Source organism: Actinomadura rifamycini DSM 43936, from assembly GCF_000425065.1.
In the GTDB taxonomy this organism is placed as follows: domain Bacteria; phylum Actinomycetota; class Actinomycetes; order Streptosporangiales; family Streptosporangiaceae; genus Spirillospora; species Spirillospora rifamycini.
In genome coordinates this window covers 1-22,426 of the sequence record NZ_KE384301.1, presented here as the reverse complement: position 1 = coordinate 22,426, position 22,426 = coordinate 1, and the positions used below count along the sequence as shown (strand labels likewise).

General features: G+C 72.9%; 19 protein-coding genes. 11 read left to right on the top strand and 8 right to left on the bottom strand.

Features of this window, described 5'->3' with window-relative positions; genetic code table 11:
• Positions 1 to 25: 25 nt before the first annotated feature.
• The 3 genes from H505_RS46750 (at position 26) to mshC (ending at position 3,435) form a co-directional block, all read left to right on the top strand.
• Positions 26 to 1,096 (top strand): ABC transporter permease, encoded by a 1,071-nt coding sequence (locus H505_RS46750; RefSeq protein WP_245592730.1) that lies wholly within the window; start codon positions 26 to 28, stop codon positions 1,094 to 1,096.
• Positions 1,097 to 1,102: 6 nt separating this feature from the next.
• A complete protein-coding gene (locus H505_RS0136885) occupies positions 1,103 to 2,047 on the top strand; it encodes an ABC transporter permease (RefSeq protein ID WP_026405967.1) in 945 nt (314 codons plus the stop codon).
• A gap of 143 nt (positions 2,048 to 2,190) precedes the next feature.
• Entirely contained in the window at positions 2,191 to 3,435 is a 1,245-nt protein-coding gene (gene mshC / locus H505_RS0136880; protein ID WP_026405966.1) for a cysteine--1-D-myo-inosityl 2-amino-2-deoxy-alpha-D-glucopyranoside ligase, read from the top strand.
• Between the two features lie 48 nt (positions 3,436 to 3,483).
• Here the strand turns inward: mshC and H505_RS0136875 are convergent, their stop codons facing one another.
• The 3 genes from H505_RS0136875 to H505_RS0136865 all read right to left on the bottom strand — a co-directional run bounded on the left by H505_RS0136875 (position 3,484) and on the right by H505_RS0136865 (position 5,688).
• The gene (locus H505_RS0136875) at positions 3,484 to 4,029 is read right to left on the bottom strand and encodes a TrmH family RNA methyltransferase (protein WP_026405965.1); all 546 of its coding nucleotides are present in this window, start codon (positions 4,027 to 4,029) and stop codon (positions 3,484 to 3,486) included.
• A gap of 162 nt (positions 4,030 to 4,191) precedes the next feature.
• Positions 4,192 to 5,034, bottom strand: coding sequence for a PAC2 family protein (locus H505_RS0136870; protein WP_026405964.1), 843 nt, complete (start codon positions 5,032 to 5,034; stop codon positions 4,192 to 4,194).
• 195 nt (positions 5,035 to 5,229) lie between these two features.
• A complete protein-coding gene (locus H505_RS0136865; RefSeq protein WP_026405963.1) occupies positions 5,230 to 5,688 on the bottom strand; it encodes a universal stress protein in 459 nt (152 codons plus the stop codon).
• A gap of 138 nt (positions 5,689 to 5,826) precedes the next feature.
• On the opposite strand from H505_RS0136865, the gene H505_RS0136860 reads away from it, so the two are divergent.
• The 7 genes from H505_RS0136860 to H505_RS46745 all read left to right on the top strand — a co-directional run bounded on the left by H505_RS0136860 (position 5,827) and on the right by H505_RS46745 (position 14,119).
• The gene (locus H505_RS0136860) at positions 5,827 to 6,483 is read left to right on the top strand and encodes an HAD family hydrolase (RefSeq protein WP_026405962.1); all 657 of its coding nucleotides are present in this window, start codon (positions 5,827 to 5,829) and stop codon (positions 6,481 to 6,483) included.
• A 336-nt stretch (positions 6,484 to 6,819) separates the two neighbouring features.
• The gene (locus H505_RS0136855; RefSeq protein WP_034521773.1) at positions 6,820 to 7,281 is read left to right on the top strand and encodes a hypothetical protein; all 462 of its coding nucleotides are present in this window, start codon (positions 6,820 to 6,822) and stop codon (positions 7,279 to 7,281) included.
• Between the two features lie 604 nt (positions 7,282 to 7,885).
• Positions 7,886 to 8,878, top strand: a complete 993-nt coding sequence (locus H505_RS0136850; protein ID WP_026405960.1) for an ABC transporter permease — start codon at positions 7,886 to 7,888, stop codon at positions 8,876 to 8,878.
• Between the two features lie 45 nt (positions 8,879 to 8,923).
• Entirely contained in the window at positions 8,924 to 10,687 is a 1,764-nt protein-coding gene (locus H505_RS0136845) for an ABC transporter substrate-binding protein (protein ID WP_034521917.1), read from the top strand.
• Positions 10,688 to 10,791: 104 nt separating this feature from the next.
• On the top strand, positions 10,792 to 11,805 hold the full coding sequence (locus H505_RS0136840) for an ABC transporter permease (protein WP_026405958.1): 1,014 nt from the start codon (positions 10,792 to 10,794) through the stop codon (positions 11,803 to 11,805).
• Positions 11,805 to 12,905 (top strand): ABC transporter ATP-binding protein, encoded by a 1,101-nt coding sequence (locus H505_RS0136835; RefSeq protein WP_026405957.1) that lies wholly within the window; start codon positions 11,805 to 11,807, stop codon positions 12,903 to 12,905. The genes H505_RS0136840 and H505_RS0136835 overlap by 1 nt, the downstream gene beginning before the upstream one ends.
• Positions 12,906 to 13,057: 152 nt before the next feature.
• Positions 13,058 to 14,119, top strand: a complete 1,062-nt coding sequence (locus H505_RS46745) for an ABC transporter ATP-binding protein (protein WP_233617862.1) — start codon at positions 13,058 to 13,060, stop codon at positions 14,117 to 14,119.
• Between the two features lie 218 nt (positions 14,120 to 14,337).
• Here H505_RS46745 and H505_RS0136825 read toward each other — a convergent pair whose 3' ends face one another.
• From H505_RS0136825 to H505_RS46735, 5 genes are all read right to left on the bottom strand, one after another.
• A complete protein-coding gene (locus H505_RS0136825; protein WP_245592729.1) occupies positions 14,338 to 16,830 on the bottom strand; it encodes an ABC transporter permease in 2,493 nt (830 codons plus the stop codon).
• Positions 16,827 to 17,678, bottom strand: coding sequence for an ABC transporter ATP-binding protein (locus tag H505_RS46740; protein WP_051301587.1), 852 nt, complete (start codon positions 17,676 to 17,678; stop codon positions 16,827 to 16,829). The genes H505_RS0136825 and H505_RS46740 overlap by 4 nt, the downstream gene beginning before the upstream one ends.
• A 335-nt stretch (positions 17,679 to 18,013) precedes the next feature.
• A complete protein-coding gene (locus tag H505_RS0136815; RefSeq protein ID WP_034521769.1) occupies positions 18,014 to 18,694 on the bottom strand; it encodes a response regulator in 681 nt (226 codons plus the stop codon).
• Positions 18,695 to 18,875: 181 nt separating this feature from the next.
• Entirely contained in the window at positions 18,876 to 20,099 is a 1,224-nt protein-coding gene (locus tag H505_RS0136810) for a sensor histidine kinase (protein WP_026405954.1), read from the bottom strand.
• A 104-nt stretch (positions 20,100 to 20,203) separates the two neighbouring features.
• Positions 20,204 to 21,091 carry a RecB family exonuclease gene (locus H505_RS46735; RefSeq protein ID WP_051301586.1) on the bottom strand — a complete coding sequence of 296 codons (888 nt, stop codon included), beginning with the start codon at positions 21,089 to 21,091 and terminating at the stop codon, positions 20,204 to 20,206.
• A 183-nt stretch (positions 21,092 to 21,274) separates the two neighbouring features.
• On the opposite strand from H505_RS46735, the gene H505_RS46730 reads away from it, so the two are divergent.
• Positions 21,275 to 22,426 (top strand): site-2 protease family protein (locus tag H505_RS46730; RefSeq protein WP_034521767.1); only part of this gene is annotated, 1,152 nt, incomplete at its 3' end.

Below are 22,426 nucleotides of genomic sequence, written 5' to 3'. Positions count from 1 at the left end.
CGGCGGTGCTGTGGGGGCGGGACCCGTGTTCAAGCAGGAGGTCGCGGCGCGCGCTCGGGGCTCCGGGCGCGGCGCCCGCCGGCGCGCCCGCCGCGCCGCGCGGGCGGCGCCCCCGCCGGTGCTCCCGCTTTCGGTCCGTCCCGTCGGGGACGGCGACGCCGCGGACGTCCTCGGGGAGCGGCCCGGCGCCGGCGCGGGACGCACCCCCGCCGGGCTCGCCGTCGCCCGGTTCCGCCGCGACCGGTCCGCCCTGGCCGCGGCCGCGGTCCTGCTGGTGATCGCCCTGTTCGCCGCCCTGGCGCCGCTGTGGGCGCACCTGACCGGGCACCCCTACGCCGCGGCGTTCCCCGACACCGGCCTCGACGCGGCGGGGCAGCCGCGCGGGCCCGGCCGCGAGTTCTGGCTGGGCGCCGACCAGCTCGGCCGCGACGTCCTGGTCCGCACCGCCTACGGGGCGCGGATCTCGCTGGTCGTCGGGCTGGGCGCGGCGGCGCTCGCCGCGGCCGCCGGAACGCTCATCGGGGTCGTCGCGGGGTTCTGCGGCGGCGTCGTCGACACCGTCCTCGCCCGGCTGATGGACGTCATGCTCGCGCTGCCGTACCTGCTCGTCGCGATCACCCTCGCCACCACGTTCCCGGTGCCGTCGGTCGCGGGCGGCCTGGCGATGACGATCCTGGTCGTCGCGTTCTTCTCGGTGGCCTCGTTCGGCCGCGTCGTGCGCGGGCAGGTGCTGGCGCTGCGGCGGCGCGCGTTCATCGAGGCGGCCCGCGCGCTCGGCGCCTCCAACGCGCGGATCATGGTGTCGGAAGTGCTGCCGAACCTGACCGCGCAGCTCACCGTGCTGACGTCGCTGCTGGTCCCCGGCGCGATCGTCGCGGAGGCGACGCTGTCGTTCCTGGGCGTCGGGGTCCGGCCGCCGATGCCGAGCTGGGGCTCGATGCTCGGCGAGGGCTCCGACGTGTTCCAGACGGCCTGGTGGCTCCTCGCCGTCCCGGGCGCCCTGCTGCTGCTGACCACGCTCGCGTTCAACCTGCTCGGCGAGGGCGTCAGGGACGCGCTCGACCCGCGCGCCGACGCCGCCCCCGGGGACGGGTGACCGCCCGTGCCGTGCTTCGTGCTGCGCCGCCTGATGTTCGCCGCGCTGGTGATGTGGCTGGTGTCCACGCTGGTGTTCGCGTTCCTGCACCTGTCGCCGGTGTCGGTCGAACGCGTCGTCGCCGGGCCCCGCGCCACCCCCGACGCCCTCGAACGGGTCCGGGAGAGCCTCGGCCTGGACCGCCCCGTCCCCGTCCAGTACACGGCGTTCCTCGGCCGCCTGCTGCGCGGCGACCTCGGCGACTCCCACGTCAGCGGCGCCCCCGTCGCCGCGCTCATCGCCGACCGCCTCCCCACGACGCTGCTGCTGGTGTTCGGCGCGGCGGTGCTGTGGTTCGCCGGGGGCGTCCTCGCCGGGACGCTGGGCGCCGCGCGTCCCCGCGGCCCGTGGGACCGCGCGACGGCGGTGTTCACGCTGGTGGGGCTGTCCACGCCGCCGTTCGTCGCGGCGCTCGTCCTGCTGCACGTGTTCTCGACCCGGCTCGGCGACGCCGGCCTGCGGTTCTTCGAGGCGGGGCCGCCGCTGCAGGAGCACTTCCTGCAGCGGATGATCCTGCCGTGGGCGGCGCTGGCGCTGCTGATGGCGGCCGCCTACACCCGCCTGACCCGCGGCGCCCTGCTGGACGCGCTCGGGGAGGACTACGTCCGGACGGCCCGCGCGAAGGGCCTCACCGAGCGCCGCGTCGTCGTCCGGCACGGGCTGCGGTCCGCGCTGACCCCCGTCGTCACCCAGTTCGGCGTGGACGTCGGCGCGCTCATCGGCTCCACGGTCGTCACCGAGAAGGTGTTCGGGCTGCAGGGCGTCGGGCAGCTCGTGACCCGCTCCATCGCCACCGGTGACACCCCGGTCGTCATCGGCGTGACGCTGACCGTGACGTTCGTCGTGATCGTCGCGAACCTGCTGGTGGACCTCGCGTACTCGGTGCTCGACCCGCGCGTGCGTCCCGCCTGACCCGGCGCGCCCGCACGGCACGTCCGCACGGCGCGCCCGCCGGCCGCCCGTCCGGCGCGTCCGTCCGGCGTTCGCCGCATCTCACGGGAAGTTCCGACCAACGCGCATCAAAGGCGCGACCCGCCCACGGATAAGCTTTCCGTATGCGATCGTGGCACGCCTCCGATGTCCCCAGCCTCTCCGACGCGGGACTGCCCGCCGCGGAGCGGCCGCTCAGCCTGTACGACACGGGGACGGGCGCGGCGCACCCCACGCTCCCCGGCGGCGTGCGGGACGGCGGCTCCGCCCGGATGTACGTCTGCGGGATCACCCCCTACGACGCGACCCACCTCGGGCACGCCAACACCTACCTGGCGTTCGACCTGGTGAACCGCGTGTGGCGCGACCTCGGCCACGACGTGCACTACGTGCAGAACGCGACCGACGTCGACGACCCGCTCCTGGAACGTGCCCGCGAGACCGGGGAGGACTGGCGGGAGCTCGCCGACCGGGAGATCGAGCTGTTCCGCGAGGACATGACCGCGCTGCGGATCCTGCCGCCGGACCGCTACATCGGCGCGGTCGAGGCGATCCCCCTGGTCATCGAGATGATCGAGAAGCTGCGCGGCCGCGACGCCGCCTACGACGTGGACGGCGACGTGTACTTCCCCGTCGCCGCCGACCCCGCGTTCGGCCGGGTCAGCCGGCTCGCCCGGGAGGAGATGGCGCCGCTGTTCGCCGAGCGCGGCGGCGACCCGGACCGCGCCGGCAAGCGCGACCCGCTGGACGCGCTGCTGTGGCTGCGGCGCCGCCCGGACGAGCCCGGCTGGGACTCGCCGTTCGGAGAGGGCCGCCCCGGCTGGCACGTGGAGTGCTCCGCGATCTCCGTGGAGTACCTCGGCATGGGCTTCGACGTCGAGGGCGGCGGCTCCGACCTGGCGTTCCCGCACCACGAGATGAGCGCCTCGCACGCGCAGGTCGCGACGGGGGAGCGGCCGCACGCCCGCGCGTACGTCCACGCCGGGATGGTCGGGCTGGACGGCGAGAAGATGTCGAAGTCGCGCGGGAACCTCGTGTTCGTGTCGAAGCTGCGGCAGTCGGGCGCCGACCCGATGGCGATCCGGCTGGCGCTGCTCGCCCACCACTACCGGTCCGACTGGGAGTGGACGGGCGCGCAGCTCGGCGCCGCCGCGGACCGCCTCGCCCGGTGGCGCGCGGCCGCCGCCCGCCCGTCCGGGCCCGCCGCCGGGCCCGTCGCCGCGGCCGTCCGCGCCCGCCTGGCCGACGACCTGGACGCGCCCGGCGCGCTCGCGGCGATCGACGCCTGGGCCGCGGCGGACGGCGACGACCCGGCCGCGCCCCGGCAGGTCGCGGCGGTCGCCGACGCGCTCCTCGGCGTCGCCCTCTGACCGTGCGGTGACCCGCGCGCCGCGCCCCGGCGCGGCGCGCGGCCCGGGTCACAGCAGCCCCGCCAGCTTGTAGAGGACGAGCGACCCGGCGACCGCGACGTTCAGGCTGCTGCCGGTGCCGACCATGGGGATCTCCACGGCGGCGTCGAGCAGCCCGAGGGCCTCGCCGGGGATGCCGTGCTGCTCGTGGCCGAGGACGGCGACGGTGCGGCCGCGCGCGGCGGGCAGGTCGGCGAGCCGGACGGCCTCGTCGGCCAGCTCCACGCCGACGACGCGGGCGCCCGCCTCCCGCTGCCGCGCGAGCCACCCGAGCGGGTCGCCCGTCCAGTGCACGCACGCCGGGCGGCGGAGCGTGTTGCCGCGCTCGAGGGCGTCCGGCACCCAGGGGAAGCGCGGCACGGCCAGGCAGGCGCCCACGGCGTCGCAGGTGCGCAGCAGGGTGCCGAGGTTCGCGCCGTGCAGCGGCCACAGCGGCGCGGCGATGAGATGGTCCCAGCAGGAGTGGGCGCGGGCCCGGCGCCGGCGCCGCAGTTCGCGGGCGGGCCGGACGCGGATCGCCGGCCCCGACGGGGACCGGGCGGCCCGGCGGGTCACCGGTGCGGGGCGCTGCCGCCCTCCGGAACACGAGAGGTCATGAGGGGCGCACTTCGCGGCGTGCGCGGGCCATCGCCGAGAACGGGGGATCCGACGGCCCCAGTGTAACCCGCGCCCCGCGCGGCGGCCGCTCCGCGGCGATCGGCGCGGCGGGGGCCGCGGTCACCCGGGGTCGCGGCGCCGCAGGTACCGCTCGAACTCGCGGGCGATCGCGTCGCCGCTGGCCTCCGGCAGCTCGGTGGCGTCCTTCTGCTCCTCCAGCGTCCGGACGTAGTCGGCGACCTCGGAGTCCTCCTCGGCGAGCTCGTTCACCCCGTTCTCCCAGGCCCGCGCCTCCTCCGGCAGCTCGCCCAGGGGGACGGTGACGTCCAGGAGGTCCTCGACGCGGCGCAGCAGCGCCAGCGTCGCCTTCGGGGACGGCGGCTGCGCCACGTAGTGCGGCACCGCCGCCCACAGCGACACGGTGTCGAGGTCGGCGCGGGCGCAGGCGTCCTGCAGCACCCCGAGGATCCCGGTCGGCCCCTCGTACCGGGCCGGTTCCAGGTTCAGGGTGCTGACGATCGACGCCTGCGACGCCGCGCCGGTGACCGGGACGGGGCGGGTGTGGGGCGCGTCGGCGAGCAGCGCGCCGAGCAGGACCACGTTGCGGACGTCCAGCTCGAGCATCAGCCCGACCAGTTCCCGGCAGAACGACCGCCACCGCATGTTCGGCTCGATGCCGTGCACCAGGACGACGTCGCGGCCGTTCGGCAGCCGCGCCCACGAGACCCGCGTCGTCGGCCAGGTGATGCCGCGGGTCTCCCCGTCGGTCATCTCCACGATCGGCCGCGTGACCTGGAAGTCGTAGTAGTCGTCGGGGTCGAGCTCGGCGATCGGGACGGCGTCCCAGCTGCTCTCCAGGTGCCCGATCACGCCGCTGGCGGCCTCCCCGGCGTCGTTCCATCCCTCGAAGGCGGCCACGAGCACCGGCTCCACGAGTTCCGGCACGCTTTCGAGCTCGATCACGCGCTGCTCCTTCCGACGCCCAGGTACAGCGTCACCGCGGGGGGCCGTCATTCCCGGGGGTCGGGGTCCCCCGGCGATGATCGGTGGCCGTCAGCCTACGTCCTGACGGTGACGTACCCCGCCCGTGCGCCGCCAGACGCCCGCCGTGTACGCCCGCGGCGGAAAGCGGGTCACGATCCGATCACTTCCGACGGATCACTTCCCGTCGGTCGTGTGCACGATCAGGACGTCGCACGGCGACCGGTGCGAGAGGTTCGCCGGGACGGAGCCGAGGATGCGGCCCGCGAGGCTGTTGAGGCCCCGGTTGCCGATCACGACGAGGCCCGCGGCGCGGTCCTTGGCGAGCTTGGAGATCACGTCGACGGCGTCGCCCTCGACCGCGACCTGCTCGATGTCGGTGGCGCCGGCGGCGACGGCCCGCTCCCGCGCGGCGCGCAGCGCGTCGTCGGCGGGCGTGGACCCCTGCACCTTGTAGGCGAGGTCGCCGAGCCGGTCCGCCGTGCGGGCCCGCTCCCGCTCGGGCATCGGGCTGTAGGCGGAGGCGAGCAGGAGCCGCGCGCCGGTGGCGGCGGCCAGCTGCGCCGCGCGGTCCACGGCGCGGAACGAGGAGTCCGAGCCGTCGGTGCCGCAGAGGATGATGCCGTACGCGCTCATACCGCTCCTTACTCGTTGGTAGTTCTCGAATGGGCACGTTAGCGGTCCAGCATGTGGACACGGAAGAGGAAACCGGGACGGCGCGGTTATGGTGGGACGTGCGTGCCGTGGAGTCCCGTGCCCGCCGAGAGGAGACGCGTGTCCCCCCAGACCCCCGACGCCGTGCTGTTCGACATGGACGGCCTGCTGATCGACTCCGAGCGCCTCTGGCTGGAGGTGGAGTCGGAGGTCATGGCGTCGCTGGGCGCGACCTGGTCGGCCGAGCACCAGGAGAAGCTGGTCGGCGGGTCCCTGGACGTCGGCGTCGCGTACATGCTCGAGGTGAGCGGCGCGGACGCCTCGCCCGAGGAGGTCGGGCGGCGGATGCTGGACGGGATGCACGAGCGGCTGAGCGCCTGCGCGCCGATGATGCCGGGCGCGAAGGAGCTGCTCACCGAGCTGCGCACCGCCGGGGTCGCGACGGCGCTGGTGTCCTCGAGCTACCGCCGGCTGATCGAGCCGGTCCTGGACGCGGTGGGCCGCGAGCATTTCGCGCTCAGCGTCGCGGGCGACGAGGTCGCCCGCACCAAGCCGGACCCCGAGCCCTACCTGACCGCCGCCGCGCGGCTCGGCGCCGACCCGTCCCGCTGCGTCGTCCTGGAGGACTCGCCGAACGGGGTCGCCGCGGGGGAGGCCGCGGGCTGCGCGGTCGTCGCCGTCCCGGGCGTCCTGCCGATCCCGCCCGCGCCCGGCCGGACGGTCGTGGCGTCGCTGCGGGAGATCGACCTGGCGCGGCTGCGCGACCTGGTCGGCTGACCCGTTCCCCTCGCCGCCCCCGCGGGCGGCGGGCCGCGGCGGCTCGATCGGGGCGTTTCCCGCGGGGAGGGGCCCGTCCGGCTCCACCGTCCCGTCATCATTCCGTTGCCGGACGTTGACATGCGTTCCGCTCGCCTACGCTGGAAGCGACGGCGTCCCGTGCAGGGCGGCCCGCGGCGGGCGCGGCCCCTGATACCGGAGGGGCACCTTTCTCAGGGGAGGGTCCCGCGGAAGGAGGAGGTCGCGCGGCCCGCAAACCGTCCGCCGGGAGGAGCGGCGCCCGGGCCGGGACGTGTGACCATGGGAGCGGCAGCACCACACGGATGAGGGGCCGGCATGAGCGACGCAGCCATTTTCGCGATCAGTCTCGGGGTGACCCTGGTCGGGTTGGTGATCAGCTGGGGGGTGGCGCGCCGCCGCGGCGCGGCGACCGGTGTACGCGGCGCGGCGCTGTCGCTGGTGCCGATCGGCGCCGCGCTGACCGGGGTGACCGCCTTCCTCGCGGACCTGGTGTTCGACCCCGAGAAGTGGGCGGGGGTCGTGGTGCTCGGCCTCGCCGTCGTCCTGTACCTGACGTCCGGCGCGATGCTGGCCCGCAGGTCGGGCGGCCGCAAGGGCGGCGCGGACGCGGGCGGCGGCGGCAAGTCCGGCGGGAAGTCGGGCGGGAAGGGCGGCGAGTCCGGCGGCCGGCGCGCCGCGGCCGGCAAGGCGCCCAAGGGCGAGGTCGGCGGCGCGCAGAACGTCGACCCCGAGATGGCGGAGATCGAGCAGATCCTCCGCAACCGCGGCATCTCCTGACCGGGCCGGTCCCCCCGCGGCGCCCCCGGCGCCCGGCGGGACCGCGCGCGTCCGGCCGGGGCCTCCGGCCAGGGGCCCCGCCCGGTGCGCGGACCGCCCGGTTCCGCGTTCTCGCGAAGCGGCCCTGACAGAACCTGTCAGGGCCGCTTCGCGGTTTTCGTCCGGTCGCCGCGGGGCGGCGCGCTCCGGGGCTCCCGCCGGAGCCCCGGAGCGTCTCGCGGCGCGCGTCCGTGCCCTTTGGGGCCCGTGTGTACTAGCGTGCTGACCTGCGGAGAAAGAGTCTCAGAACGGACTCGGTCCGGTAAAGGTTCCTGGCCTTCGGGCCGCTGAGTTGCAACTCACTCTGACGGTGGCCGTACTATTCGGGCGATTTGTCCGACGAGTTGCGTATGACACGTGTGCCCGAGATGACGACGAGATCACAAGTCAGATACGGGTACTGGCGCAGCCCGCTTCACGGATGGACAGTCGTGCCCGAAGGACTACGTTTCCCTTCAGCAAACGCGGCGTAACGGGCACGGGGGCTGCGGATGATCTCCGCGATCGCCGGTCGCACGCCGGCGACATGGCCTGAACCCAGTGGCCGGACGGTAGGAGGTAGAGCGTGGCCGCACCCATCGAGGTGACCGGTTCCGACAGCGAGGCGCAGCCCGAATCGGTCCTGGAGGGCATGCAGGGCAAGAAGATCCAGGGCCGGTCCCTCGGCCAGATCGCGTGGATGCGCCTCAAGCGGGACAAGGTCGCGCTCACCGGCGGCGGCGTGGTCATCCTGCTGATCCTCATCGCGATCTTCGGGCCGTTCTTCGTGCAGGACCCGCTCGCGTACAACCAGAACCTGATCGACCCGACCTACAGCCGTCCCAAGGACGGCGTCTGGCACTCGGGCATCAGCGCCGAGCACCTGCTGGGCGTCGAGCCCGGCACCGGCCGGGACATGCTCGCCCGGATCGTGTACGGCGCCCGGATCTCGCTGCTGGTGTCGTTCCTGGCGACGCTGCTGTCGGTGCTCCTCGGCACCATCCTCGGCATCACCGCCGGCTACTTCGGCGGCTGGGTCGACTTCATCATCAGCCGCGCGATGGACGCCTTCCTGGCCTTCCCGCTGCTGCTGTTCGCGATCGCCCTGGTCGGCGTCGTCACCGACGGCTCGTTCGGGCTGAGCGGCAACGGGCTGCGGGTGTCGGTCCTCGTCTTCGTGATCGGCTTCTTCAACTGGCCCTACATCGGCCGGATCGTCCGCGGGCAGACGCTGTCGCTGCGGGAGCGCGAGTTCGTCGACGCCGCACGCAGCATGGGCGCGCGCAACGGCTACATCCTGTTCAAGGAAGTGCTGCCGAACCTCGTCGCGCCGATCCTCGTGTACTCCACGCTGCTGATCCCGACGAACATCCTCTTCGAGGCCGCCCTGTCGTTCCTCGGCGTGGGCGTCATCCCGCCGACCCCGTCGTGGGGCGGCATGCTCACCCTGGCCGTCCCGCTCTACGCGACCGCCCCGATGTACATGATCATCCCGGGCATGGCCATCTTCATCACCGTCCTCGCCTTCAACCTGTTCGGTGACGGGCTGCGGGACGCTCTCGACCCCCGGGCCAAGTGACCTCGGGTTTATCCGACCCGTCTAAGTGAAGGGGTGCGCCTGCACATGAAACTGATGAGATCGATCTCGGCCCTCGCGGCCGGGGTGCTCGCCGCCGGGGCCCTCGCGGCCTGCGGCGGCGGCGACTCCGACGGCTCGGGGGACGCCCCCGGCTTCAACGCCGCCGTCAACGAGGTCGCCAACGTTTCGGACAAGAAGGGCGGCACGCTCCGCCTCGCGAGCTCCGACGACTGGGACTCCCCGGACCCGGGCAACACCTACTACGCCTTCTCGCAGAACTTCGCCCGCCTGTACGGCCGCGCGCTGACGACGTTCAAGCCGGCCGCGGGCAAGGAGAGCCTGGAGGTCATCCCGGACCTCGCCACGGGCCTGGGCACGCCCAGCAACGACAGCAAGACCTGGACGTACAAGATCCGCACCGGCGTGAAGTACAGCGACGGGACGACGGTGACGTCCAAGGACGTGAAGTACGCCGTGGAGCGCAGCAACTTCTCCAAGGAGCTGCAGCTCGGGCCGAAGTACTTCCAGCAGTACCTGGTCGACAACGAGAAGCCGTACAAGGGCCCCTACGAGGACGACTCCGAGCAGGGTCTGAAGTCCATTGAGACCCCGGACGACCAGACGATCGTCTTCAACCTGAACGAGCCGTTCTCGGAGTTCGACTACCTGGTCGCGATGTCGCAGACCATGCCGGTGCCGAAGGCCAAGGACACCGGTCTGAAGTACGAGACCGCGATCGTCTCCTCCGGCCCGTACAAGGTCGACAGCTACCAGCGCGGCAAGCAGATGACGCTGTCCCGCAACCCGCACTGGGACAAGAACACCGACCCGATCCGCAAGGCGCTGCCGGACAAGATCACGGTCGAGCTGAAGCAGAACGGCGACGACATCGACCAGCGCCTGCTCAGCGGCGAACTGGAGATGGACATCGCCGGCGTCGGCGTCCAGGCGGCCGCGCAGCCGAAGGTGCTCGCGGCCGACCAGAAGCCGTACGTCGACAACCCGGTCCAGGGCTACCTGCGGTACATGGCCCTGAGCCAGGAGGTCAAGCCGCTCGACAACGTGCACTGCCGCCGCGCCGTGCAGTACGCGACCGACAAGGTCGCCGCGCAGACCGCCTACGGCGGCCCGCTCGCCGGCGGTGACGTCGCCACCACGGTCCAGCCGACGAACCTCGAGTCGTACCAGAAGTTCGACCTGTACCCGCAGCAGCAGGCCGAGGGCGGCGGTCTCGACGAGGCCACCATCGCCAAGGCCAAGCAGGAGCTGAAGGAGTGCGGCAAGCCGAACGGCTTCAGCACCAAGATCTCGGCGCGGTCCGACCGGGACAAGGAAGTCGCGATGGCGCAGGCCATCCAGCAGGCGCTGAAGAAGGTCGGCATCAACGTCAGCATCGTGCAGTTCCCCGCCGGTGACTACTTCAACAAGTACGTCGGCGTCCCGGACTACGTCCACGAGCACGGCGTCGGCATGATGCTGATGGCGTGGGCCCCGGACTGGCCGACCGGCTACGGGTTCCTGCAGCAGATCGTGCACGGCTCGGCGATCAAGCCGTCCGGCGGCACGAACCTGTCCGAGCTGGACGACCCGAAGATCAACCAGGCGCTCGACAACGCCATCTCCAACACCGACAAGGCCGCCCGCACCAAGATCTACGGTGAGGTCGACAAGATGGTGATGGAGAACGCCAGCATCGTCCCGCTGATCTACGCGAAGGCGCTGCTCTACCGCCCGGCGAACGTCACGAACGTCGGCATCACCGGCGGCTACGGCGGCATGTACGACTACCTCAACATGGGCGTGGAGTGACCTACCGCTCGCTCGCCGATTCATCCGAAGGCAGGTGAAGGCGACGTCCGCCGGCCGGGAACGGGCCCACAGGTCCGCCCGGCCGGCGGGCCGGGCCGCGCATAGTGTTCGCATACATCATCCGGCGCCTCATCGGGGCCGTCATCATGCTGCTGGTGGTCACGCTGGTGACCTTCGGCATCTTCTTCGGTCTGCCGAAGCTGGCGGGTCAGACCACCGACCAGCTCGCGGCCGCGTACGTCGGCAAGGCCCCGAGCCCGCAGGCGATCCAGGACACCAAGGAGCGCCTGAAGCTGGACGAGCCGATCGTGGTCCAGTACGCCGACTTCCTCAAGGGGGTCGTCGCCGGCAAGGAGCTCGATCTCGGTCCGACCACCGAGCACTGCTCCGCGCCCTGCCTCGGGTACTCGTTCAACTCCAGCCAGCAGGTGCTGCCGACGCTGCTCGACCGCGCCCCGGCGACGCTGTCGCTGGCGCTCGGCGCGGCCGTGGTCTGGCTGGCGGTCGGCATCACCACCGGCGTGGTGTCGGCGCTGCGGCGCGGCAGCAAATGGGACCGCGCCGCGATGGTGATCGCGCTCGCGGGCGTGTCGCTGCCCATCTACTTCACCGGACTGGTGTCGCTGGCCCTGTTCTCCTACACCTTGGAGATCTTCCCGGGCGGCGGCAGTTACCGGCCGTTCACCACTGATCCGGTGGCGTGGTTCCAGTCGCTGGTGCTGCCGTGGGTGACGCTCGCGTTCCTGTACGCCGCGATGTACGCGCGGCTCACCAGGGCGGGCATGCTGGAGACGATGAACGAGGACTACATCCGCACGGCCCGCGCCAAGGGCCTGCCGGAGAAGACGGTCGTCACCCGGCACGCGCTCCGCGCCACCCTCACGCCGATCATGACGGTGTTCGGGCTGGACCTCGGGCTGCTGCTCGGCGGCGCGGTGCTGACCGAGAACACCTTCGGCATCCACGGGCTGGGGCAGCTCGCCATCAGCTCGATCAACAGCAGCGACCTGCCGATGGTCCTCGGGGTCACGCTGGTGACCGCCACCTCCATCGTCGTGATCAACCTGATCGTCGACCTCCTCTACGCCATCGTCGACCCGAGAGTGAGGCTGGGCTGATGACCGAGAAGACGCCCGCCGCCGCGGACAAGGCGACCCGCGAGTCCGCCCGCGAGGCGGCCGCCGCCGCGGACGGTGCTCCCGAGGCGTTCCTCGAGGTCCGCGACCTCAAGATCCACTTCCCGACGGACGACGGCGTCGTCAAGTCCGTGGACGGCCTGTCGTTCAAGCTGGAGCAGGGCCGCACCCTCGGCATCGTGGGGGAGTCCGGGTCGGGCAAGAGCGTCACCAGCCTGGGCATCCTCGGGCTGCACAACCGCCGCAACGCGGACGTGTCCGGCGAGATCTGGCTGGACGGCACCGAGCTGGTCGGCTCCTCGCAGACCGAGGTCCGCCGCCTCCGCGGCCGCAAGATGGCGATGATCTTCCAGGACCCGCTGTCGTCGATGCACCCCTTCTACACGGTGGGGCAGCAGATCGTCGAGGCGTACCGGGTCCACAACGACGTGTCCAAGCAGGTCGCGCGCAAGCACGCGATCGACATGCTGGGCCGGGTCGGGATCCCCAAGCCCGACAAGCGGGTCGACGACTACCCGCACCAGTTCTCCGGCGGCATGCGGCAGCGCGCGATGATCGCGATGGCGCTGTCGTGCGACCCGGAGCTGCTGATCGCCGACGAGCCCACGACGGCGCTCGACGTGACCGTCCAGGCGCAGATCCTCGACCTCATCCAGGACCTGCAGCAGGAGTTCAACTCCGCCGTCATCATGATCACCCACGACCTGGGGGTGGTCGCCGAGCTGTCGGACGACATCCTGGTGATGTACGGCGGCCGCTGCGTCGAGTACGCGTCGGTGGACGACGCGTTCCACAACCCCATGCACCCCTACACGTGGGGGCTGCTCGGCTCCATGCCGCGGCTGGACCGGGAGCGCTCGGAGCGGCTGATGCCGATCACCGGTTCGCCGCCCAGCCTGATCAACGTCCCGCAGGGGTGCGCGTTCAACCCGCGCTGCCCCTACAGTGACCAGACCGACGGCAAGAGCACGGGCGTCCGGCCCGAACTGGTGGAGGTCCGGCCCGGTCACCGCGCGGCGTGCCACCTGCCCGCCGACCGGCGGCGGGAGCTCTGGACCGACGAGATCCGGCCGAAGCTGTGACGAGCACGGGGAACGAGACTGTGAGCACTTCCAAGAGCAAGGCCCCGGGCGACGAGGTTCCGGGGGGCAAGGGTCCCGAGGCCGGCGACGCGGGCGTCCCGGCGCCCGCGGAGAAGCCCCGCGAGGACGCGCCGAAGCGGCGCGACGGCGAGGTGCTGCTGGACGTCGACGGGCTCGGCAAGCACTTCCCCGTCACGGCGGGGCTGCTGCGCCGGCAGGTCGCGGCGGTCAAGGCCGTCGACGGCGTGTCGTTCTCGGTCCGCAAGGGCGAGACGCTCGGGCTGGTGGGGGAGTCGGGCTGCGGCAAGTCCACCACCGGCCGGATGATCATGCGGCTGCTGGACCCCAGCTTCGGCAAGATCACCTTCGAGGGGCAGGACATCACGAAGATGTCCCAGGGGCGGCTGCGGCCGCTCCGCCGCGACCTCCAGATGATCTTCCAGGACCCGTACTCGTCGCTGAACCCGCGCAAGACGGTCGGCTCGATCGTCGGGGCGCCGTTCCGGCTGCAGAACATCAGCACCGAGCAGGGCGTCAAGAAGGCCGTCCAGGAGATCCTGGAACTCGTCGGCCTCAACCCCGAGCACTACAACCGCTACCCGCACGAGTTCTCCGGCGGCCAGCGGCAGCGCATCGGGATCGCCCGCACCCTCGCCCTCAAGCCCAAGATGATCATCGCGGACGAGCCGGTGTCGGCGCTGGACGTGTCGGTGCAGGCCCAGGTCGTCAACCTGCTCGAGGACCTGCAGGACGAGCTCGACCTCACCTACGTGGTGATCGCCCACGACCTGTCGGTGGTGCGGCACATCTCCGACCGGGTCGCCGTCATGTACCTCGGCAAGATCGTCGAGATCGCGGACCGCGACGACCTGTACGAGCGGCCGATGCACCCCTACACCAACGCGCTGCTGTCGGCGGTGCCGGTGCCCGACCCGTCCAAGCGCGGGGACCGCAAGCGGATCCGGCTGCAGGGCGACGTGCCCAGCCCGCTGGACCCGCCGCCCGCCTGCCGCTTCCACACCCGCTGCTGGAAGGCGCAGGACATCTGCAAGCAGGTCGAGCCGCCGCTGGTGCAGCTCAGCCCCGGCCACCAGGCCGCCTGCCACTTCCCGGAGAACACCACGGTCAGCGCGACCGACGCGGTCGCCAAGGCCACGGTGGCGGCGGGCCACGACGCCGACGCGGACGGCGCCGTCGGCAAGTCGGACGGCTGACCGCCGCCCGAGCCCCGCGCCCCGCCTTCCGCGCGGACGGCGCGACCGAACGCGAAGACCCGGCCCCCGCAGGGGACCGGGTCTTCGCGTTGCCGGGGGACCGGCCCGGCGGCCCTCAAGGGGCGTCGCCCCCGCAGCCGCCGACCCGAAGAAGAGAAACCGGACGGACGGCCCGAGGAGGCGGCCTCCGGGGCGGAGACCGACCCCCCGGGCACCGGTCACTCGGTGGAGATGGCCTCCAGGACGTCCATCCGCCCTGCCCGCCACGCCGGCCACAGCGCCGCCAGCACCCCGATCACCGCCGCGACCACCACGTACACGCCCAGCGTCACGAACGGCACCGACAGCACCGTCAGCCCCTGCTCGGCCAGGGCGTTCTGCAGCGCCGCACCGAACGCCACCCCGATCCCGATGCCCAGCACGGCACCGAACACCGCGATCACGATCGACTCCACCCGGACCATCCGGCGCAGCTGCCGCCGGCCGAGCCCGATCGCCCGCAGCAGCCCGATCTCCCGCGTCCGCTCGATCACCGACAGCGCCAGGGTGTTCACCACCCCCACCGCCGCGATGATCACCGACATCATCAGCAGCGTGGTCAGCCCGGTCACCATCATGTCGACCTGCCCGCGCGCCTGCTCCTTCAGCGCCGCTTGGTCCGACACCTCCAGGTTCGGGTACGCGGCCAGCGCGTCCTCGATCGCCTTCGTGGTGGACGCCCCGGTGTCCGCGGCGTTCACCAGCAACAGGTCGATCTGCGGCTTCACCGTGTGCGCCAGATACACGCGCGGGTCGAGGACGTACCCGCCGACCAGGCCGTTCTCCGCGTAGATCCCGGTGACCCGCAGCGTCGCGCCCTTCCCGTCGGGGAACCGGACCGGCACCGGCGTCCCCACCGTCCAGCCGCGCTCCTTCGCGTCGTCCTCACCGACCAGGAACCCGTCCGACCCGAACTCGGCCTTCCCCGCGACCGTCTCCAGCCGCCCGGCCCGCTCCACGGCGGCCGCTTCGCCCGCCACGTACCGGACCTCCTCGCCGCCGATCTCGGCGCGCCCCCCGTAGACCGTCGCGGCGTCCTCCACGCCCGGCACCTTCTCCAGCGTCCCGGCGACGCCGTCGCCCACGGACGCGCCCGCCATGGCGCCGCCGGCCGCCTGCACGATGTAGTCCGCGCCGAACTGCTCCTCGATCTGCCGGTCGACCGACGTCCGCATCGTGGCGCCCAGCACGTTCACCACCGTGATCAGCGCCAGGCCGATCATCAGCGCCGCCGCCGTCGCCGCCGTCCGCCGCGGGTTCCGCAGCGCGTTGCGCCGCGCCAGCCGGCCCGGCGCCCCCAGCAGCCGCGCGAACGGCGCGCCCAGCACCGTCACGACCGGCACGCTGATCACCGGCGCGAGCATCGTGACACCGATGAACACCGCGAACGCGCCGCCGCCGACCAGCGCCACCGCGCCGTTGCCGGACCCCGCGAGCCCCGCCGCGATCAGCGCCGCGCCCGCCGCCGTCAGCAGCGACCCGAGCGCCACCCGGATCCGCAGCGACCGCTGCGGCAGCGCGACGTCGTCCCGCATCGCCGCCACCGGCGGGATCTTCGCGGCGCGCCGCGCCGGGAAGTACGCCGACACGACCGTCACGACGATCCCGACCGCGTACGACCAGATCACCGGCGACGCCGTGAACACCAGCGCCGCGTCCAGCCCGGCGACGCCCTGCAGCGCCACCGCCAGCCCGGCCCCGGCCGCCAGGCCCAGCGTGGACCCCACGACGCCGACCGCGACGGCCTCGCCCAGCACCGCCCGCGTCACCTGCGGGCGGGCCGCGCCGATCGCCCGCAGCAGCGCCAGCTCACGCGTCCGCTGCGCCACCAGCATCGAGAACGTGTTGAAGATGATGAACGCCCCGACGAACACCGAGATCAGCGCGAACACCAGCATGAACGTCCGGAAGAACCCCATGGCCGCCGCGATGTCGGACTTGGTCTCCTCGCGCAGCTGATCCCCGGTGATCGCCTCGAACCCGTCCGGCAGCACCGCGGCGACCCGGTCGCGCAGCTCGCTCTCCGACGGCCCCGCAGACTCCATCTGCAGGTCGGTGAAGTACCCGGGCCGCAGCAGCAGCTTCTGCGCCGTCGCCGTGTCGAACGCGGTGACCGACGCGCCCATCAGGTCGCCGGTGTCGATCAGCCCGACGACCGTCATCGGCCGCACCGGCCCGGACGTGACGACCTGGACGGTGTCGCCGATCCCGAACCCGGCGTCCTCCGCCGTGGCGGAGTCCAGCGCCACCTCCGCCGGCCCGCGCGGCGCGCGTCCCGACGACATCGTGAACGCGGGGTCCTCGGCCCAGTTCACGCCGATCTTCGGCACCCCCTGCTCGGCGGGCGGCCCGGCGAGCTTCCCGTCGCGGCCCAGCACCCCCGCGAACCCGGTGACGTTGCCGATGACGTTCTCCGCGCCGTCGACCCGCCGCACCGACTCCACGACCGCCGCCGGCAGCGGACGCCCGCCGCCGCCCTCGTCGGTCGCCCGGACGCTCACCGCCACGTTCTGCCCGATCCGGCTGAACATGTCGTCGAACTGGCGGTTCATGCTGTCGGTGAAGATCAGCGTGCCGGCCACGAACGCCACGCCGAGGATCACCGCGACGGCCGTCAGCACCAGCCTGATCTTGTGCGCCGCGAGGTTGCGGAGCGTGACCCTCGCCATCATCGGGCCGCGCCCTCCGCCCCGTCCTCACCCGCACGGGCCGCCCCGGCCCCGCCCGCGGGGGCCGCGTCGAAGCCCTTCATCCGCTCCAGCACCCGGTCCGCGGTCGGCTCCGCCATCGTGTCCACGATCCGCCCGTCGGACAGGAACAGCACCTGGTCGGAGTACGCCGCCGCCGACGGGTCGTGCGTCACCATCACGATCGTCTGGCCCATCTCCCGCACCGACGCCCGCAGGAACGCCAGCACCTCCGCGCCCGACCGCGAGTCCAGGTTCCCCGTCGGCTCGTCCGCGAAGATGATCTCCGGGCGGGACGCCAGCGCCCGCGCGCACGCCACCCGCTGCTGCTGCCCGCCCGACAGCTCCGTCGGCCGGTGCTTCAGCCGCGGCCGCAGCCCCACCGTGTCGATCACCCGGTCCAGCCACGCCGCGTCGGGCCTGCGGCCCGCGATGTCCATCGGCAGCGTGATGTTCTCCAGCGCCGTCAGCGTCGGCACCAGGTTGAACGCCTGGAACACGAACCCGATCTTGTCGCGGCGCAGCCGGGTCAGCTGCTTGTCCTTCAGCCGGGTCAGGTCGGTGTCGCCGACGAAGACCGAACCCGAGTCGACCGAGTCCAGCCCCGCCATGCAGTGCATCAGCGTCGACTTCCCCGACCCGGACGGCCCCATGACCGCCGTGAAGCGCCCGCGGGGGATCCCCACCGACACCGCGTCGAGCGCGACGACGCGGGCGTCCCCGCGCCCGTACACCTTCGAGATCTGCTCCGCCCGCGCGGCGACATCGCCCGTCCCGGGGCCGGTCCCCGGCGCGGATCGCGCATCGGCGGTCGATGGGGCGGTGTTCGTCACGAGAACTCCTGTAGGGGTGAGATGAGCGGTGAACACGGAAACCGCCGGATCGTCCGGCGGTCCGCTACCGAAAACCCTAGGAGTCCGGGACGCGCGAAAGATGCCCCCACGGAAGGGAATCGGCCGTCCACCCAACGCAGGACGGCGCTCCGGGCCACTCGTCCTCCCGGAGTAGGAAACCCCTGCCCCGAAGGCAGGGGAACCCTCCGGGAACACCCCCGGCCCCCGCCCCGTCACCGCAGGCCACGGGCCCGCGGCGCCCCTGAGGCCCGCCTTCCCCCGGCCGCCCCGCCCCCTTCGACACGGGGGAGAGGGCGGGGGAGGGAAGCGGAGACTCAGGACTGGCCGGGCCGGCTCATCCCCGTCTCGTAGGCGTACACCACCGCCTGCACACGGTCGCGCAGCCCCAGCTTCGCCAGCACGTTCCCCACATGCGTCTTCACCGTCGTCTCGCTGACCACCAGCTCCGCCGCGATCTCCGCGTTCGACTGCCCGCGCGCCACGTGCGCCAGCACCTCCCGCTCCCGCTCGGTCAGCGTGTCCAGCCCCGGCGGCGGCGCCGAGTCCCGCGCCGCGGGAAGCCGCGTCGCGAACTTGTCCAGCAGCCGCCGCGTCACGCTCGGCGCCACGATCGCGTCCCCCGCCGCCACGATCCGGATCGCCTGCACCAGGTCCTCCGGCGGCGAATCCTTCAGCAGGAACCCGCTCGCCCCCGCACGGACCGCCTCGATCACGTACTCGTCCAGATCGAACGTCGTCAGGATCAGCACCCGCGGATCGTGCGACGCCGCACCGTCCCGGATGATCCGCCGCGTCGCCTCGATCCCGTCCACGCCCGGCATCCGGATGTCCATCAGCACCACGTCCGGCAGCAGCGACCGCGTCAGCTCCACCGCCGCCGCGCCGTCCCCGGCCTCGCCCACCACCGCGATGTCCGGCTCGGCCTCCAGAATCAGCCGGAAACCCGTCCGCAGCAGCGGCTGGTCGTCCACCAGCAGCACCCGCACCGCGCTCATCGCGCCGCCCCGTCCATCGTCCCGGCTCCTCGCCTCACACCGTTCACCACCGGCATCCGCCGCCCGACCCCGATCCGTCCGCTCCCGGCCCGGCCACTCCCGAACCGCCGCCCGCCGCCGGCCCGCTCACCGCCGGCCCCCTCACGCCTGCTCATGCCCGTCCCCGCTCATGCCCGACAACCTACGCCTCCAGCGGGAAACGGGCCCGCACCCCGAAACCGCCGCCCACTCGCGGCCCAATCCGCAGCTCGCCACCGTACAGCGCCACCCGCTCGTACATCCCGACCAGCCCGTGCCCCGGACGCGCCTCGTCCCCCGCCATGATCGTCGCCGTCCCCGGCCCGTCGTCCTCGATCTCCACCGTCAAATGATCATCGGTGTAGTACAGCCGCACCCACGCCCGCGCCTGCGCCCCCGCGTGCTTCAGCGTGTTCGTCAACGCCTCCTGGATCAACCGGAACGCCGCGACGTCCACCCCCGGCGACGGCGTCCGCGCCTCACCCTCGATCCACAGCTGCACCGACAACCCCGTCTCCCGCACATGGTCCAGCAACTCGCCCAGATCACCCAGCCCCGGCTGCGGCGCCAACTCGCCCCCCGCCCGCTCCATGTCCCGCTCCGTCCGCAGCACCCCCACGATCCGCCGCATCTCGCTCAGCGCCGTCCGCCCCACCTCCTCGATCGTCGACATCGCGTCCCGCGCGCTGTCGGCGTCCCGATCGATGATCCGCCGCGCCGCCCCCGCCTGCACCGTCATCACGCTCACATGATGCGCCACCACATCGTGCAGCTCCCGCGCGATCCGCGAACGCTCCTCGATCCGCGCCGCCCGCGCGTCCGTCCCCCGCGCCCGCTCCAACCGCGCCGCCCGATGCTCCAACTCCGCGAAATACGCCCGCCGCAACCGCAGATTCCGCCCCAGCATCCACACACCGATCACCAGCGCGCAATCCGTCAAGAACACCATCGGCGACATCGGAACCGGCAACGCCACCAGCAGCACCACGAAATACACGACCGCCAGCACCCCGCCGAGCGCGCTCTGCGCCAACCCCCGATGCGCCGCCACCCCGTACACCGCCACCAGGAACGCCACCACATCCGGCACCGACGGCGGATACCCCAGCGCCGCCAGCACCGCCCCGCCCGCCACGATGAACAGCAGCACCGGCAGCGGCGCCCGCCGCCGCCACGTCAGCGCCATCGCCACCACCGCCACCAGCGCACCGCACAGCACGTCCGGCGGCGTGAACACCGACCCGTACCCCTCCGCCCCCACATCGGAGAGGTACAACTGCGGCAGCCCCACCAGCAGCAACCCAGCCGCCAGCAGCGCGTCGGCGGCCGACGGACGCGCCTGCAACCAGGCGCGGAAGGCGAGAAGACCACGGATGCGGGGTGACACGATTCTCACCCTAGGACGTCACGCCAGGTCGAGACCCCTCCTGAACGCGGATCTGCGGTCATCCCCAAGAAGGAGACCGCACCGCCCCGACCGACCCGCACGGGTTACAGATCGTCCCGCTCACCCGCCGCACCGCCCGGCACCGCCGCGGCCCCGCCCTCCAGATCGGCCGGCGACGGACGCCCCACCGGCACCACCGGCAACGGCGGGGGAGTGCCCCCGAACTCCGGGCACCGCTCGCGATGGTCGCACCAGTCGCACAACCGCCCCCGCCGCGACCGCCACTCCCCGGTGTCCATCGCCCGCCGGATCGCCTCCCACAGCGCCTCCACCTTCCGCTGCGTCGCCCGCAGATCCGCCTCGTCCGGCTCGTACCGCAGCACCTCGCCGTTCCCCAGATACATCAACTGCAGCAACCGCGGCACCCGCCCCCGCAGCCGCCACAACACCAGCGCATAAAACTTCATCTGGAACAGCGCCCGCGCCTCGAAATCCGCACGCGGCGCCGTCCCCGTCTTGTAATCCACGATCCGCACATCACCGGTCGGCGCCACGTCCACCCGGTCGATGTACCCCCGCAGCTTCAACCCCGAGTCCAGCACCGTCTCCACGAACAGCTCGCGCTCCGCCGGCTCCAGCCGCCGCGGATCCTCCAACGTGAAATACCGCTCCACCATCCGCCGCGCCTGCGCCAGCCACTCGTCCCGCTCGGCGTCCCCCGCCTCGCCCTCCCCGAACAACCCCGCCAGCTCCGGCTCCGCCTCCAGCAGCCGCTCCCACTCCGGCCCCAGCATCGCCAGCGCCGCCTCCGGCGTCCGCCCGCCCGTCGGCAGATCGAACAACCGCTCCAGCACCGCGTGCACCAGCGTCCCCCGCACCGCCGCCGCACTCGGCCGCTCCGGAATCCGATCGATCACCCGGAACCGGTACAGCAGCGGACACGTCATGAAATCGCCCGCCCGCGACGGCGACAACGACCCCACCACCGGCACACCCCCCGGCCCGCCGCCCCCCGCAGGAGAAGGAGAAGGAACATCAGGCCCACCCGCGCGCCGGCCACCGGCCTCGGTCGTCGTCATGGCACAGCAGCGTAGGCGACCACCCCGACGAAACACCGCAACCCCGCGCCCCCACCGGACGCGCGACACCCCCAACAGGGCCGTAGCATCGGTGACGTGACACACAGCGCGCCCCCGAACCCGGGCAAGACCCCGCCCACCGGCCACGACGACGGCCGCACACCCCGCCCCGGCCTCTACTTCGGCCGCCCCTTCGGCGTCCCCGTCTTCGTCTCGCCGAGCTGGTTCCTGGTCGCCGTCCTCGTCACCGTCATGTTCGAAGGACAAGTCAACGACATCGTCGAACGCCCCGCCAGCTACGCCGTCGCGTTCGCCTACGCCGTCCTCCTCTACGGCTCCGTCTTCGTCCACGAACTCAGCCACGCCGTCACCGCCCGCGTCCTCGGCCTCCCCGTCCGCTCCGTCACCCTCCACATCCTCGGCGGCGAGACCTCCATCGAACGCGAAGCCCCCACCCCCGGCCGCGAATTCCTCATCGCCTTCGCCGGCCCCCTCGTCAACCTCGTCCTCGCCGGACTCGGCCTCCTCGCCCACGCCCTCCTCCCCCTCCCCGACGTCGCCCTCCTCCTCGTCGACGCCCTCACCTTCGCCAACCTCCTCGTCGGCGTCTTCAACCTCCTCCCCGGCCTCCCCCTCGACGGCGGCCGCCTCGTCCGCGCCGCCGTCTGGAAAGCCACCGGCCACAGCCGCAGCGGCGCCATCATCGCCGGCTGGGTCGGCCGCGCCGTCGCCGTCGCCGCCCTCCTCGCCGGCGCCTACCTCGCCGCCTACCCCGCCTCCGACCAGACCACCGGCGGCGGCACCGGCTTCGGCTGGCTCGCCCTCCTCTGGTCCGCCCTCGTCGCCTCCTTCATCTGGGTCGGCGCCACCCAGGCCATCCGCGCCGAACACGTCCGCGACCGCATCCCCCTGCTGTCCGCCCGCCGCCTCGCCCGCCGCGCCACCCTCGTCACCCCCGACACACCCCTCGCCGAAGCCGTCCGCCGCGCCCACGCCGACCACGCCGGCGCCCTCGTCGTCGTCGACCACGACGGCGCCCCCCGCGGCCTCGTCAGCGAGAAAGCCGTCACCCAGACCCCCGAACACCGCCGCCCCTGGATCACCGTCGCCGACCTCTCCCGCGCCGTCGACCCCGACGACGCCCTCCCCGCCGACCTCCGCGGCGAAGCCCTCCTCGAAGCCCTCCGCCGCGCCCCCGCCGCCGAATACCTGCTCCTCGAACCCGACGGCCGCGTCTACGGCGTCCTC

Excerpts from the sequence above, each read along its gene's own strand:
- mshC (WP_026405966.1), top strand. The coding sequence starts at position 2,191 with ATGCGATCGTGGCACGCCTCCGATGTCCCCAGCCTCTCCGACGCGGGA.
- H505_RS0136865 (WP_026405963.1), bottom strand. The coding sequence starts at position 5,688 with ATGAGCGCGTACGGCATCATCCTCTGCGGCACCGACGGCTCGGACTCC.
- H505_RS0136855 (WP_034521773.1), top strand. The coding sequence starts at position 6,820 with ATGAGCGACGCAGCCATTTTCGCGATCAGTCTCGGGGTGACCCTGGTC.
- H505_RS0136845 (WP_034521917.1), top strand. The coding sequence starts at position 8,924 with ATGAAACTGATGAGATCGATCTCGGCCCTCGCGGCCGGGGTGCTCGCC.
- H505_RS0136835 (WP_026405957.1), top strand. The coding sequence starts at position 11,805 with ATGACCGAGAAGACGCCCGCCGCCGCGGACAAGGCGACCCGCGAGTCC.
- H505_RS0136825 (WP_245592729.1), bottom strand. The coding sequence starts at position 16,830 with ATGATGGCGAGGGTCACGCTCCGCAACCTCGCGGCGCACAAGATCAGG.
- H505_RS0136815 (WP_034521769.1), bottom strand. The coding sequence starts at position 18,694 with ATGAGCGCGGTGCGGGTGCTGCTGGTGGACGACCAGCCGCTGCTGCGG.